We start from the raw sequence: 12,463 nt of genomic DNA on the forward strand, positions 1-12,463 counted from the left end.
GTCGTGAGCGGGCCTCGCGCGTCGACCCCTACCTTCGTCCAGGTGACGAGGATGTTCCTGATCGCGGTCGCCGCCCTCGCCGTGCTCACCGGCTGCGCGGGCAGCGGCGAGGGCGCCGCCCGCATCCAGCAGGCCCCGGCCGCGGCGCCCACCACACCGCAGGCCGCCCCGACCGGCACCGCGCTGCTCTGGCCGGTGACGGCGATCGACCAGGCCCGGACGCTGCAGGACCAGGTGGACGGCGGGGCCCAGCCGTGGACGCTGGACCCCGAGGAGGTGGCGCGGAACTACGCGACGGCCACCTGGGGCTGGACGGACCCGGAGCCCACGAGCTCGACCCCGGGCGCGGTGACCCTCACCGACCCGCAGGGCACCGCCGCCCTCACGCTGGTGCAGCCGGTGCGGGCGGGGACCACGGGCATCTGGGTCGTCTCCGCGGCCACCCGCAGCTGATCACGCTGCTGATCACCACAATGGGTGAAAGCGACGAGAACGTGCTGCGTTCTGGAGCGCGCCGCCGATTCCCCCTGTGAAGGCCGACGGACACCGCCGAACGGCCCCCACGCCAGGGAGACACGCCATGATCGGCAGCGACTCGGTCCAGCAGGACATGTTCACCGTGCTGCACGGGCAGCCCGCGCCCGTCGTGACGCGCTGGACCTACTCGGCGTCCGATCCCTTCGCCGTCGTGCTCGCGGTGCGGACCAGGCAGGACCGCTGGGTCGAGTGGCTGGTCGCCCGCGACCTGGTGCGCGACGCGCTCTCGGGTCCCGCGGGCTACGGCGACATCCGGATGAGCCCGCAGCTCGTCCAGGGCTACGACATCGTCGAGATCGAGATCCGCTCGCACGACGGCCGGGCCGTCCTCGAGGTCGACCGGGACCTGCTGCGCCACTTCGTCGAGGCGAGCGGCGAGGTCGTCGCGTTCGGTGAGGAGGCCGAGGCGCTCGACCTCGACGGAGTGATCGCCGCGCTCACGTCCAACTGCCCGGAGTGACCCCGGCGTCGCGGCTCCCCGCGACGCCCGGCACCCCGCCGGTCTCGGACTCCTGGTCGAGCTGCGTGGCGATGTCCCGCTCCGCGTCCCGCTGCGCCGCCCGGGGCCTGCGCTCCTCCTCCAACGCCTCCTCCACCTCGGGGTCCCCCGCGGGCGAGTCGTCCACCACGGGCTCGATCCCCGTCTCGACGTCGTGCACCGCCGCCTCCTCCGCCGAGGCCGCGCCCCCGTCGACGCCCACGTCCAGGGCCTCTCCGTCGGCCCCGTCGGCGATCAGCCGCCCGGTCCGGTCCTCGTCGGCCCCGGTGGCGTCCTCGGGCTCCTCGCGGCGCAGCCGCTCGTCGAGGGTCTCCTCCTCGCCGGTCACGGCGGGGTCCTCGACGGCGTAGGGCCGGTCGGGCGGCGAGTAGCCCGCGTCCAGCGGATCCCCCGTGGTCAGCGTCTCCTCGGGGTCGAGCTGCAGGGCCCCCGCCATGTCCGCGGCGGTGTCGGGTCGTTCGGTGTCGTTCTCCCGGGAAGCCATGTCGGTCGCGTACCCCGCGCCGGGCCGCCACACACCCCGCGTGGTGCGATAGGGACGTGCCCGCCCGACCCCGCGACTCCGCCGCGACCCGCGCCGCCCTCCTGGCCGCGGCGCGCGAGCTGTTCGCGTCCGTGGGCTACGACGGCACGACCGTCCGGGCCATCGCCGAGCGGGCCGGGGTGAACCAGGCCCTGCTGTTCCGCCACTTCGGCTCGAAGGACGGGCTGTTCACCGAGGCCGTGACGGGTCAGGCGCTCGAGGTGCTGCACGACGGGCCCGCCACGGACCTCGTCCCGCGGACCGTGCGCGCCATCATGACGGGCGACGACGTGCAGTCCCCCCTGTTCCTCTCCGCCCTGCGGTCCGCGGGCAACTCCGACGCCGCCCAGACGGTGCGCGAGGAGCTGCGGGCGGCGTTCGGCGGGGCCCTCGCCGAGCTCGCCGAGGGCGAGGACCGGGCGGACGCCGAGCTGCGGGCCGAGCTCACCCTGGCCTGGCTGCTCGGGATCGCGCTGCTGCGCACGGTCCTGCGCACCGAGGCGGTGGTCGCCGCCGATCCCGAGGCCGTGGTCGCGCACGTGACGGCGGCCGTCGACACCCTGCTCGGCACCGAGACCCACTGAGGACCCGCGAGCGCGCCGCCGGTTCACCCGGTGAGCCTGCGGACCTCCGCGAGGAAGCGCTCTCGGTCCTTCGGGTCCTCCCGGGTCCACGGGAGGTAGTGGATCGGGCGCGGCGCCCGGTCCTGCCAGAACCGGCCGGTGCCGACGTCGGGGGCGGCCGCGAGCCAGACCGCGGTGTCCGCGCCCTGCTCGGGGGTGCGCAGGATCGGCCGGACGAGCCGGTCGAACCCGGGCAGCGCGTCGGTGAGCCCGGGTGAGGCCGCCCACCCGGGGTGCAGCGCGTGCACCAGCGTGTCCGGGGCGAGCTCGCGGGCGAGCAGCCCGGCCAGCACGACCTGCATCCGCTTGGTCCGCGCGTAGGCGGCGGTGCCGCCGTAGCGGCCCGACCGGAACTCCAGGTCGTCGACGGGGAGCCGCTGTGCGTACATCCCGCCGGAGGACACGAACAGCGCTCGCCCCGGCCGGGTCAGCACGGTCAGCAGGTAGGGCCCGAGGACGTGCACCGCGAGGGTCTGCTCGTGGCCCTGCGCGGTCTCGACGCGCTCCTTCGGGAGCACGCCCGCGTTGTGGACGAGCACGTCGAGGTGCGGGAGGCCTGCGGCGAACCGGCGGACGTCGTCGAGGTCGCCGACGTCGACGGTCGAGACGAGGAGGTCGGCGCCCGGGACGGCCGCGCGGACCCGGGCCGCCGCCTCCTCGCCGCGCTCGGCGCTGCGTCCCGTCAGGTGGACGGTCGCGCCGAGCCGGGCCAGGCCCTCGACGGTGGCGAGGCCCAGCCCTCCGCTCGCCCCCGTGACCAGCGCGCGCGTCCCGCGCAACGCGTCCGGGGGCGGGTCGGTCCAGCCCCGGCGGCGCAGCGCGAACCCGACGCGCGACCAGCCGAGGACGACGGTGCGGTCCAGGAGGGAGTCGATCACCTACCGAGCATGCCTCGGCGCGGGCGGCGCCGCCTGCTCCGCGGGACCGCCGAAGCGGTGGCGCAGCAGCACCCGGCTGCCGCGGCCGTCGAAGTGCACGAGCACGGTCTCCACCATGTGCTGCATCAGCAGCATGCCGCGCCCGCCCTGCGCGTCACCGGTCACGGTGTCCTGGGCACGCCAGCTGCCGTGGTCGGTGATCTCGATGCAGAGCGCCGGTCCGGTGGCGGCGTTCTCGGTCCAGAGGGTCAGTTCCACCTCGCCGGGCCGGTCCGCGGGGTAGGCGTGCCGCACGGCGTTCGCGACGGCCTCGTCCACCGCCAGGACGAGGTCGTCGATCTCGTCGCCGGTGAGCCCCAGCGGGGTCACCCAGCGACGCAGCTCGTGGCGGATCACCGCGAGCCTGCTCGCGTCCGCGGGCCAGCTGCGGTGGATGTACTCGATGCCGGTGTCGCTCAGCTCGGTGCTGTGCTCCACGGCGGGGAAGTGTTCGTCGAGCTCGGACGTGGGGGGCGTGATCGGGGTGCTGATCGGGGTGCTGATCGGGGAGGCGTCCGACTGGCTGAGCAATGCGCTCTCCGGGGAGTCGGGGTGTGTCGAGCCGGTCGTCAGGAGGATGACCGGCTCGGGACCCGGGGAAACACCGCCGGTCGACCCCGCCGGTCCGCTCGTCGCACCGCTCGCCGCAGGCTGGGTCAGGACGGGGGTCAGGACGGCGAGGGGTCCTCGATCGGCTCGTCGGGCTCGGCCACGGGGCCTCCCGAGCGCAGGTCGATCTGCTCGCCGAGGTAGCGCAGGATCTCCGCGGCGACGGCCGCCACGGGCACGGCGAGGAACGCCCCGGCGATGCCGAACAGCGTGCCGCCCGCGGTGACCGCCAGCAGCACCACGGCGGCGTGCAGCCCCATGCTGCGGCTCTGCAGGATCGGCTGGAGCACGTTGCCCTCGATCTGCTGCACCGCCACGATGATCGCCAGCGCGATGAGCGCCGTGGTGAAGCCCTGCGTGACCAGCGCGATGAGCACGGCCAGCGCACCGGCGACGAAGGCCCCGACCACCGGGATGAAGCCGCCGAAGAACGTCAGCACGGCCAGCGGGAGCCACAGCGGCACCCCGAGGATCGCCAGCCCGACACCGATGAACACGCCGTCGATCAGCGCGACGAGCGCCTGGGTGCGGATGAACGACCCGAGCGTGGCCCAGGCCCGCTCCAGCACCGCCGAGAGGTGCCTGCCCGCCTTCTCCCCGCTGACCCGCGACAGCCACGGCAGGAACCGCGGGCCGTCCTTCACGAAGAAGAACGCGAGGATCACGGCGAGCACGAGGTTCAGCAGCCCGTTGGCGAACGTGCCCACCCCGGTGAGCACACCGCCCGCGATCGTGGACGCGCTGGACTGCAGCTGCGTGACGACCTGGTCCAGCAGGTTGCCGAGCTGGCCCTCGCCGAGGTTGAACGGCGGCCCCTCCAGCCACTGCTGGATCTGCACGAGCCCGCTGGTCACGCCAGACACGATCTGGTCGGTCTGCCCGACGATCTGCGGGGCGAAGGCCGCGAAGATCCCGGCGACCGCGGCCACCGTCACCACGAGCACCAGCAGGGCGGCGAGCGCCGGCGGGAACCGGAGCTCGACCAGCTTGCGCACCGGCGGACGCAGCACGGTCGCGATGATCACGCCCAACGCGGTGGGCAGCACGATCGACCACAGCTGGCCGATGACCAGGCCCAGCAGCACCAGCCCGAGCGCGATCAGCAGGATGCGCGCGCTCCATCCCGCGAGCCGGGTGACACCGGACTCGATCACGACGCTGCGGTCGCGCGCGACCGGCTGCGGCCCCGTCGGGCGCACCTCGGTCGCCCCGTCCGTCGCCCCGTCCGCGGCCCCGTTCGCCGCCCCCTCGGCAGCTCCGTTCGCGGCCCCGTTCGCGGCCCCGTTCCCCGCCCGGTCGTGCTCGCCTGCCACTGGTCCCCCCGCTCGTCGCCGCACAGCTTGGCAGAGCGCGCGCTCAGCGCTCGGCGGGGTGGCGTCGGAGCAGGTACGTGTCCATGATCCAGCCCTTGCGGGCGCGCGCCTCGGCCCGCACGCGGCGGACCTCGTCGCGCACCTCGAGCACCGGCCCGGCCACGAGGATCTCGTCCGCGCTCCCGACGTAGGCGCCCCAGTAGACGTCGACGTCCGCGACCTCGGCGTCCGGCAGGTCGGCGAAGGCGGTGCCCCCGTCGAGCATCACGACGACGTCGTCGACGTCCGCGGGCAGGCCCCCCGCGATGCGGCGCCCGGTGGTGATCAGCACCGGGCGGCCCACCCGGTTGAGGATCAGCCGGTGGGCGGCCGCGAGCGCCTGCACGCTGGAGATCCCGGGGATCGAGACCACCTCGACGTCCAGCCCCTCCAGCAGGCGCAGCGTGCCGTCGTAGAGCGCGGGATCGCCCCACACCAGGAACGCGCCGGTCTCTCCCGGCGCCAGCCCGGCGACCATCTCGGCGTAGAGCGCGCCCCGCCGGTCCTGCCAGTCGACGACGGCCTCGGTGTACCGCTCGGCGGTCCGGTCCCGCTCCGGGTCGGCGGCCTCGACCACGCGGTACGAGCCGGGCGTGCGGTGGCGGTGCAGGATCTCGGTGCGCAGCGCGACCAGGTCCTCCTTCGCCTCCCCCTTGTCGATCACGAAGACGACGTCGACCTTCTGCAGGGCCGAGACCGCCGCGAGGGTCAGGTGGTCCGGGTCGCCGGACCCGATGCCGATCACATACACCGTGCTGGTCACGGCGACGACACTAGGCGACCCCACACCCACGGCAGCTCCGCCGCCAGCCCGTCCTTCGCCACGGTCCAGGAGTGCGTCCCGTTCACCACCGACAGCGTGACGTCCAGCCCCGCGGCCTGCGCGGCGTCGACCACCTGGCGGGCCTGCGGGCCGTAGATCGCGTCGTCGCGCCCCACGACCACCCGGCCGGCGATGCCCCTCACCTGCGGGAACCGCGTCAGCGGGAGGGTCGCGCGGTAGGCGGCCTCCGGGTCGGTCCGGTCCCCGTAGGCGGCCTGCACGGTCTTCGCGTGGTCGCCGAGTGAGGGCTCCACCTCCCCGGACATGTCGAGGAAGGTCGGGTAGGCGTCCGGATGGTTCGTCGCCATCTGCACGGCGCACGTCCCGCCGTAGGAGAAGCCGCCGATCGCGCGGCCCGGCCCGACCTGCAGGTGCGCCGCGACCCAGGCGGGCACGTCGGTCGCCAGGTAGGTCTGCACGTTCCCGAGCCGGGAGTCGAGGCAGAGCGGGTCGGCGAAGCTGCTGCCGGTCGCGTCCGGCACCACGACGACGGGCGCGAGGCCGCCGTGGGCCGCCGCGTACCGGTCCATGATCGTCGGGAGCTCGCCCGCCTGCAGCCAGTCCGAGACGTCCCCGGGCTGGCCGCCGATGAGCACCAGCACCGGGAGCTCGGGGCGCGGGGTCACCAGGTAGGCGGGCGGCAGGTACACCGACGCGGGCCGGGCGGCGAACCCGGAGACCGTGCCCGGGATGTCGACGGTCGCGACCCGCCCAGCGCGCGGCAGGTCCGCAGGCGGCTGCCAGCCTGCGACAGGCACCACGGGCCCGGTCCCGGGCACGGCGGCGAAGTCGATCGCGTTCGCGGCCGGGACGCCCAGCACGCCTGCGAGGGTGGGCCGGTAGGCGTACACGGCGTTGATCTTCACTCCCGCCGTGAGCAGCACGAGCACCACCGCGGGGACGATCAGCACCCGGCGCCACCACCGGCCCCCGAAGCCGACGGTCCCGGCGACGAGCGCGCCGACGCCCACCCCGCTCCACATCCAGACCCGCCACCCGAGCGGGTCCGGGAACGGCGCCCACACCGCCAAGGTGATCGCCGCCGCGCCCAGCACCAGGCCCGTGACCAGCAGGATGAGCGGCACCCGGCGCGTCCACCAGCGCCTGCGGAACCGCACCAAGAGGAACACCAGGGAGCCGACGCCCAGCCAGGTCAGGGTCGTCGGCAGCCACCCGAAGAGGAGGGGTGAGTCCAGGATCAGCGCGCGCACCGAGGGGGAACGCTAACCGGCCCGCCGGGCGAGGGATCTTCGGGCCGGTCTGGGGCATTCTCGCTACCCTCGGCCGCTCCACGACCACGATCGGGTGACAGCCCGGTGAGGAGATCCTCGGTGAGAGTCGCGCACCTCGTCGACACGCTGCACCCCGCGGACGGGGAGTACGGGCTGCCCGCACTGGCGGGCGCCGCGGCGGGCGCGGGGCTCGAGCTCGTCGTCGTCGCCCTGACCGGGAGCGGGGGCCGCCGGGCCGAGGCGCTGCGCGCGGCCGGGGCCGTCGTGGTCGAGGAGGGGTTGGCGCCCTGGGACCCCCGGGCGGTGCCCGCGCTCCTCGACACCCTGCGCGCGCACCGGGCGCAGCTGGTGCACACCCACGCCCCGAACGCGGACGTCGTCGGCGCGGCGGCGGGCACCCGGCTGCGGATCCCGGTGTTCTCCACGCTGCACCGGATCGAGGAGGAGCCCGCGGGCAGGCTGGACCGGCTGCGGCGGGCGGCCAAGACCACCGCCCGCGCCCGGTTCGTCACCCGCACCATCGCCGTCTCGCGGCTGCAGGTGGACTGGTACCGGCGGGTGGCGGGCTCGGCGCACGGCCTCGTCGTGCTGCCCGACGGCGTGACCGATCCCGCGCCGCTGCCCGACCGCGCGCGCACCCGGGCGGCGCTGCAGGTGGGCGCGGACGACGTGCTCGTCGTCTCCGCCGCCCCCATGCGCCGGGGCAAGGGCCAGGACCTCCTGCTCGACGCCGTCGCCGCCCTGCCCGAGGACCTCGGCGTCCGCGTCGTGCTCACCGGGGACGGGCCGCTGCGGCCCTGGCTGGAGGCGCGGGTGGGCCGGGAGGAGGAGCTGACGGGACGGGTGAGCTTCCGCCCGCTGCCCGACCCGGCCGCGTTGCTGCAGGCCGCGGACCTGCAGGTGCACGTGACCCGCACCGACGTGATGCCGACGGCCGCGGTGCGCGGACTGGCCGCGGGCATCCCCGCGGTGACCGGCCGGACCGGGGGCCTGCCCGAGATCGTCACCCGGGAGACCGGCCGGACCGTCCCGCTCGACGCGGACGCCGTCGCCGAGGCCGTCGCGGAGCTGGCGGCCGACCCCGCGCTGCGCGCGCGGCTCGGCGACGCCGCCCGCGCCCGCTATCTGGACCGTTTCGAGGCGGGCGGTTGGGCCGAACGGCTCCGCGCGCTCTACGCGAGCACGACACGCTGACCAGGCGCCGAACGGCTCTCGGCCGACGGAAACGACGTCTCGTCCCGGAGAGCCGACCGGTCGGCGCGCGGGTCACGGTTCGGGGCGCGTCCCGATCACGGCCCGGTTACGGTCGTACCCGCCTCCGGGAACCGCGTCCGGGGGCACGCCCGGTCGGCCCGTCCCACCTGCCCGCCGACACTCCCCCGGGCGCCCACTCCCCGGCACGGGGCAGGTACAGGCGGCGCTCCCCAGCGCTCCCGCCCGTGGACGGCGAGGAACGACTGCATGACTGCACCAGGCGCGAGCGTGGCCCTGTCCCCGAGGGGCTTCGACCTGTTCGTCCCGGCCGCCCGTCACAGCGCCGAGGACCGGTCCGGTGGCCTCTCGGCCGCCGACCTGATCTCCCGGCTCTCCGGCGACGTCCCGCCGCCCTCCGGCGGCCGTCGGGCCCGCCGCGCCGGGTCCCCCGAGACCCCGGTGGCCCCGGTGGACGAGGCGACCCGGGCGTTCCCGGCCGCCGCGCCGGAGCCGCCCGCCGGGCTCACCGGCTCGTTCTTCACCGGCGCCGGGGTCACCGGCGCGTTCCGCAGCGTGGCCGGCGGCCTGACGGGCACCTTCCCGGCCGTCCTGCGCTCGCCCCGGGCCATGGTCGCGGCCGCGGGTGTCGGGGCCGTGGGCGCGTCCGCGCTGCTCACCGGCATGCCGAATCCGGCCCAGGAGATCGCGCAGGCCACGGGCGCGTTCCACCTCGCCGCCGCGGACGACGTGCTGCCCGCACTCACCGACGGCACGGACGCCGCGGGAGACGGCGCCACCGCGACCGGCGCGGACCTCGCCGCGCAGGCCACCCAGGTCACGCAGGTCATCCCGGCGGTCCCGCCGGTCGGCACGGACGGCACCAGCGCCACGGCGCTGGGCTCCGCGCTGGGCGCCCTGCCCCAGGTGCTGGGCCACGCGAACACCGCGCAGGCGGACGTCCTCAAGAAGGCGGCCGAGGCGCAGGCCCGGGCGGACGCGCTGAAGAAGGCCGCCGCGGGCGCCTCGGTCGGCGACGTGATCTCGGGGGTGTCCGGGCTCGGCGCCAAGGCCCTCGCGGCGGCGCAGACCAAGCTCGGGGCGCCGTACTCGTGGGGCTCGTCGGGTCCGAACGCCTTCGACTGCTCCGGCCTCACCAGCTGGGCGTTCAAGCAGGCGGGGATCACCATCCCGCGCACCTCGGCGGCCCAGTCGACGTTCGGCACCCCGGTCGCCAAGGGCGACCTGCAGCCCGGCGACCTCGTCTTCTTCTACCAGCCGGTCAGCCACGTGGGCATCTACATGGGCGGCGGCAAGATCCTGCACGCCAGCACCAGCGGCGAACCGGTGAAGATCTCGGACATGAGCAGCTTCCCGTACTCGGGCGCCCGTCGGGTTTAGGTCTGGCGGCTGCGCCGCCCGTGCGTGGTAAGTGGTGCCAGAGCACCACATACCACGCACGACCGCGTCAGCGGGGTTCGGCGACGACCACCTGGTCGACCTCGCCCGCGAGGACCGCGCGGGCCTCGTCGTCGAGGCCGCTGTCGGTGACCAGCACGTCCGCCTCGGCGAGCTCGGCGATCGTCGAGATCCCGGCGGTCCCCCACTTCGTCGAGTCCGCGACCACGACCAGCCGGTGTCCGGCCTCGACGAGGGCCCGGTCGGTCTCGGACTCCATCAGGTTCGGGGTGGTGAACCCGCTCGCCGCGCTCATCCCGTGCACGCCGAGGAACACGACGTCGAGGTTCAGGGTCCGCAGCGCCGCCACGGCCACCGGCCCCACCAGCGCCTCCGACGGCGTGCGGATCCCCCCGGTGAGGATGACCGTGCGCCCGGGACGCTCCGCGCTGAACACCTCGGCCACCGCCATCGAGTTGGTCACGACCGTCAGCCCCTCGACCTCGAGCAGGGCCCTGGCCAGGGCGGCGGTGGTGGTGCCCGCGGACAGGCCGATCGCGGTGCCCGGCTCGACGAGCTCGGCCGCGGCCGCGGCGATCGCCTCCTTCTCCGCCTGCTGACGGCCGGACTTCTCCACGAAGCCCGGCTCGTGCGTGCTGGGGACCCCGAGCGCGGTGGCGCCACCGTGCACCTTGGCGACCAGCCTGCGGCGGGCGAGGACGTCGAGGTCGCGGCGGACGGTCATGTCCGAGACGCCGAACCGCTCGGCGAGGTCGGAGACGCGCACGGCGCCGCGCTCCCGGACCTGCTCCAGGATCAGCTCCTGGCGCTGCCGGGCGAGCAGGCTCACCCTCGACCGCCGTTCACACCGCACACAATGCAACGCGTTCGAACCAGCGTCAACGGACCTGCGGGGCCGTACCCGCCCGTACCGCACAGACTCCACCGATTCAGTCTGTCGGATAATGTTCACTTCGTCGGCGGAGAGGGTATGTTCCGGCGCGACACGATCGCACGGACATCGGCGAGGGAGCCGCTATGCACACCGGACGGCTGCGAGGCCACCCATGATCCTCGCCCAACAGACCGACCTCCGGCTCGACGCCAACGCCCTGGACTACGTCCTGGTGGCGTTCTACTTCCTGCTCGTCCTGGGCATCGGCTACGCGGCCCGACGGTCGGTGTCGTCGAGCCTGGACTTCCTGCTGTCCGGCCGGTCCATGCCCGCCTGGGTGACCGGCCTGGCGTTCATCTCGGCGAACCTCGGCGCGCTCGAGCTGATCGGCATGGTGGCCAACGGGGCCCAGTACGGCATCCCGACGGTGCACTACTACTGGATCGGCGCGATCCCGGCGATGGTCTTCCTCGCCCTGGTGATGATGCCGTTCTACTACGGCTCCAAGGCCCGTTCGGTGCCCGAGTTCCTCTTCAAGAGGTTCAACCGGACCACCCAGCGCGTGCAGGCCGTGATCTTCGCGCTCTCCGCGGTGCTGATCGCGGGTGTCAACCTGTTCTCGCTCGGCCTGCTCCTGGAGGCCCTGCTCGGCTGGTCGCTGGCGCTCGCCATCCCGATCGCCGCGCTCATCGTGCTCGCCTACATCACCCTCGGCGGGCTGTCCGCGGCCATCTACTCCGAGGTGCTGCAGTTCTTCGTGATCCTGGCACTGCTGATCCCGCTCACGATCGCAGGCCTCAGCCGCGTCGGCGGGTGGGACGGGCTCAAGGCGGCGGTGACCGCGGGCCCGGGCGGGGCCGAGGAGCTGTCGTCCTGGCCCGGCACCACCTTGACCGAGATCGCGAACCCGACGCTCTCGGTGATCGGCATCGTGTTCGGTCTCGGCTTCGTGCTGTCCTTCGGCTACTGGACCACGAACTTCGCGGAGGTCCAGCGCGCGCTGTCCGCCAAGAGCATGTCGGCGGCCAAGCGCACCCCGCTGATCGGCGCCTACCCGAAGGCACTGCTGCCGCTCGTCATCATCATCCCCGGCATGATCGCCGGTGTCCTGGTCCCGCAGATCGTCACGCTCAAGGCGGGCGGCACCACGGACGTCGAGTACAACAACGCGCTGTCGCTGCTGATGAAGGAGGTCCTGCCCAACGGGATCCTGGGCGTCGCGATCGCGGGTCTGCTCGCGGCGTTCATGGCCGGCATGGCGGCGAACATCAGCTCGTTCAACACGGTGTTCACCTACGACATCTGGCAGGACTGGGTGCGGCCCGGCAAGTCGGACAAGTACTACCTGCAGGTCGGGCGCTGGATCACCGTCATCGGCTGTGTGATCGCGATCGGCACGGCGTTCATCGCCTCGGGGTCCGGCAACATCATGGACTACCTGCAGTCGCTGTTCAGCTTCTTCAACGCGCCGCTGTTCGCGATCTTCATCCTGGGCCTGTTCTGGCGGCGGATGACCGGGACGTCGGCGTGGATCGGCCTGCTCTCGGGCACGGCCGCGGCCGTCGCGGTGAACGTGCTGGTCACGACCGGGGTCCTCCCGCTGTCGAGCCAGGCGGGCAGCTTCGTCGGGGCCAGCGCGGCGTTCGTCGTCGGCGTGGTGGTCGCGGTGGCGGTCTCCATGGTCAGCACGCCGCGGCCCGCGGCCGAGCTGACCGGTCTGGTGTGGAGCCTGACGTCGAAGGAGGAGCGCACCCACGAGACCCACGGCGAGGACGCGGGCTGGTACCGCAGCCCCGTGACCCTGGGCGTCGGCGTGCTCGTCCTGACCGCCATCCTCTACATCCTCTTCTGGTAAGGACGGACG

Annotated in this window: 13 protein-coding genes; 6 read left to right on the top strand and 7 right to left on the bottom strand. The window is 74.2% G+C overall.

Annotated elements, in window-relative coordinates; translation table 11 throughout:
- The first annotated feature begins 42 nt into the window (after positions 1–42).
- A complete protein-coding gene (locus tag L3X23_RS13835) occupies positions 43–453 on the top strand; it encodes a hypothetical protein (RefSeq protein WP_237192603.1) in 411 nt (136 codons plus the stop codon).
- 127 nt (positions 454–580) lie between these two features.
- Positions 581–997, top strand: a complete 417-nt coding sequence (locus tag L3X23_RS13840) for an SsgA family sporulation/cell division regulator (protein WP_237192604.1) — start codon at positions 581–583, stop codon at positions 995–997.
- On the opposite strand, the gene L3X23_RS36150 is transcribed toward L3X23_RS13840, so the two are convergent.
- Positions 975–1,520: a DUF5709 domain-containing protein gene (locus L3X23_RS36150; protein WP_308116899.1), complete on the bottom strand. Its 546-nt coding sequence runs from the start codon at positions 1,518–1,520 to the stop codon at positions 975–977. The two genes, L3X23_RS13840 and L3X23_RS36150, sit on opposite strands and share 23 nt — an antisense overlap.
- Positions 1,521–1,576: 56 nt before the next feature.
- Here L3X23_RS36150 and L3X23_RS35345 point away from each other — a divergent pair, with 56 nt between their 5' ends.
- A complete protein-coding gene (locus L3X23_RS35345) occupies positions 1,577–2,143 on the top strand; it encodes a TetR family transcriptional regulator (RefSeq protein WP_308116900.1) in 567 nt (188 codons plus the stop codon).
- 23 nt (positions 2,144–2,166) lie between these two features.
- Here the strand turns inward: L3X23_RS35345 and L3X23_RS13860 are convergent, their stop codons facing one another.
- The 5 genes from L3X23_RS13860 to L3X23_RS13880 form a co-directional block, all read right to left on the bottom strand.
- Positions 2,167–3,060 carry an SDR family NAD(P)-dependent oxidoreductase gene (locus L3X23_RS13860; RefSeq protein ID WP_237192605.1) on the bottom strand — a complete coding sequence of 298 codons (894 nt, stop codon included), beginning with the start codon at positions 3,058–3,060 and terminating at the stop codon, positions 2,167–2,169.
- Positions 3,061–3,630 carry an ATP-binding protein gene (locus L3X23_RS13865; protein ID WP_237192606.1) on the bottom strand — a complete coding sequence of 190 codons (570 nt, stop codon included), beginning with the start codon at positions 3,628–3,630 and terminating at the stop codon, positions 3,061–3,063. It lies immediately after the preceding gene.
- A gap of 137 nt (positions 3,631–3,767) precedes the next feature.
- Positions 3,768–5,021 carry an AI-2E family transporter gene (locus L3X23_RS13870; RefSeq protein ID WP_237192607.1) on the bottom strand — a complete coding sequence of 418 codons (1,254 nt, stop codon included), beginning with the start codon at positions 5,019–5,021 and terminating at the stop codon, positions 3,768–3,770.
- 43 nt (positions 5,022–5,064) lie between these two features.
- Complete coding sequence (gene cobF / locus L3X23_RS13875; protein ID WP_237192608.1) at positions 5,065–5,823, bottom strand: precorrin-6A synthase (deacetylating); 759 nt, start codon at positions 5,821–5,823, stop codon at positions 5,065–5,067.
- Entirely contained in the window at positions 5,820–7,094 is a 1,275-nt protein-coding gene (locus L3X23_RS13880; protein WP_237192609.1) for an esterase family protein, read from the bottom strand. Before L3X23_RS13880 ends, cobF begins: the two co-directional genes overlap by 4 nt.
- A gap of 120 nt (positions 7,095–7,214) precedes the next feature.
- Here L3X23_RS13880 and L3X23_RS13885 point away from each other — a divergent pair, with 120 nt between their 5' ends.
- Positions 7,215–8,309, top strand: a complete 1,095-nt coding sequence (locus L3X23_RS13885; RefSeq protein ID WP_237192610.1) for a glycosyltransferase — start codon at positions 7,215–7,217, stop codon at positions 8,307–8,309.
- Positions 8,310–8,576: 267 nt separating this feature from the next.
- Positions 8,577–9,707 carry a C40 family peptidase gene (locus tag L3X23_RS13890; protein WP_237192611.1) on the top strand — a complete coding sequence of 377 codons (1,131 nt, stop codon included), beginning with the start codon at positions 8,577–8,579 and terminating at the stop codon, positions 9,705–9,707.
- 67 nt (positions 9,708–9,774) lie between these two features.
- Here L3X23_RS13890 and L3X23_RS13895 read toward each other — a convergent pair whose 3' ends face one another.
- A complete protein-coding gene (locus L3X23_RS13895) occupies positions 9,775–10,548 on the bottom strand; it encodes a DeoR/GlpR family DNA-binding transcription regulator (RefSeq protein ID WP_237198026.1) in 774 nt (257 codons plus the stop codon).
- A 223-nt stretch (positions 10,549–10,771) separates the two neighbouring features.
- Here L3X23_RS13895 and L3X23_RS13900 point away from each other — a divergent pair, with 223 nt between their 5' ends.
- Positions 10,772–12,454: a sodium:solute symporter family protein gene (locus L3X23_RS13900; protein WP_237192612.1), complete on the top strand. Its 1,683-nt coding sequence runs from the start codon at positions 10,772–10,774 to the stop codon at positions 12,452–12,454.
- Positions 12,455–12,463 lie beyond the last annotated feature (9 nt).

The organism is Pseudonocardia sp. WMMC193, assembly GCF_021728735.1.
Taxonomy (GTDB): Bacteria; Actinomycetota; Actinomycetes; order Mycobacteriales; family Pseudonocardiaceae; genus Pseudonocardia; species Pseudonocardia oroxyli.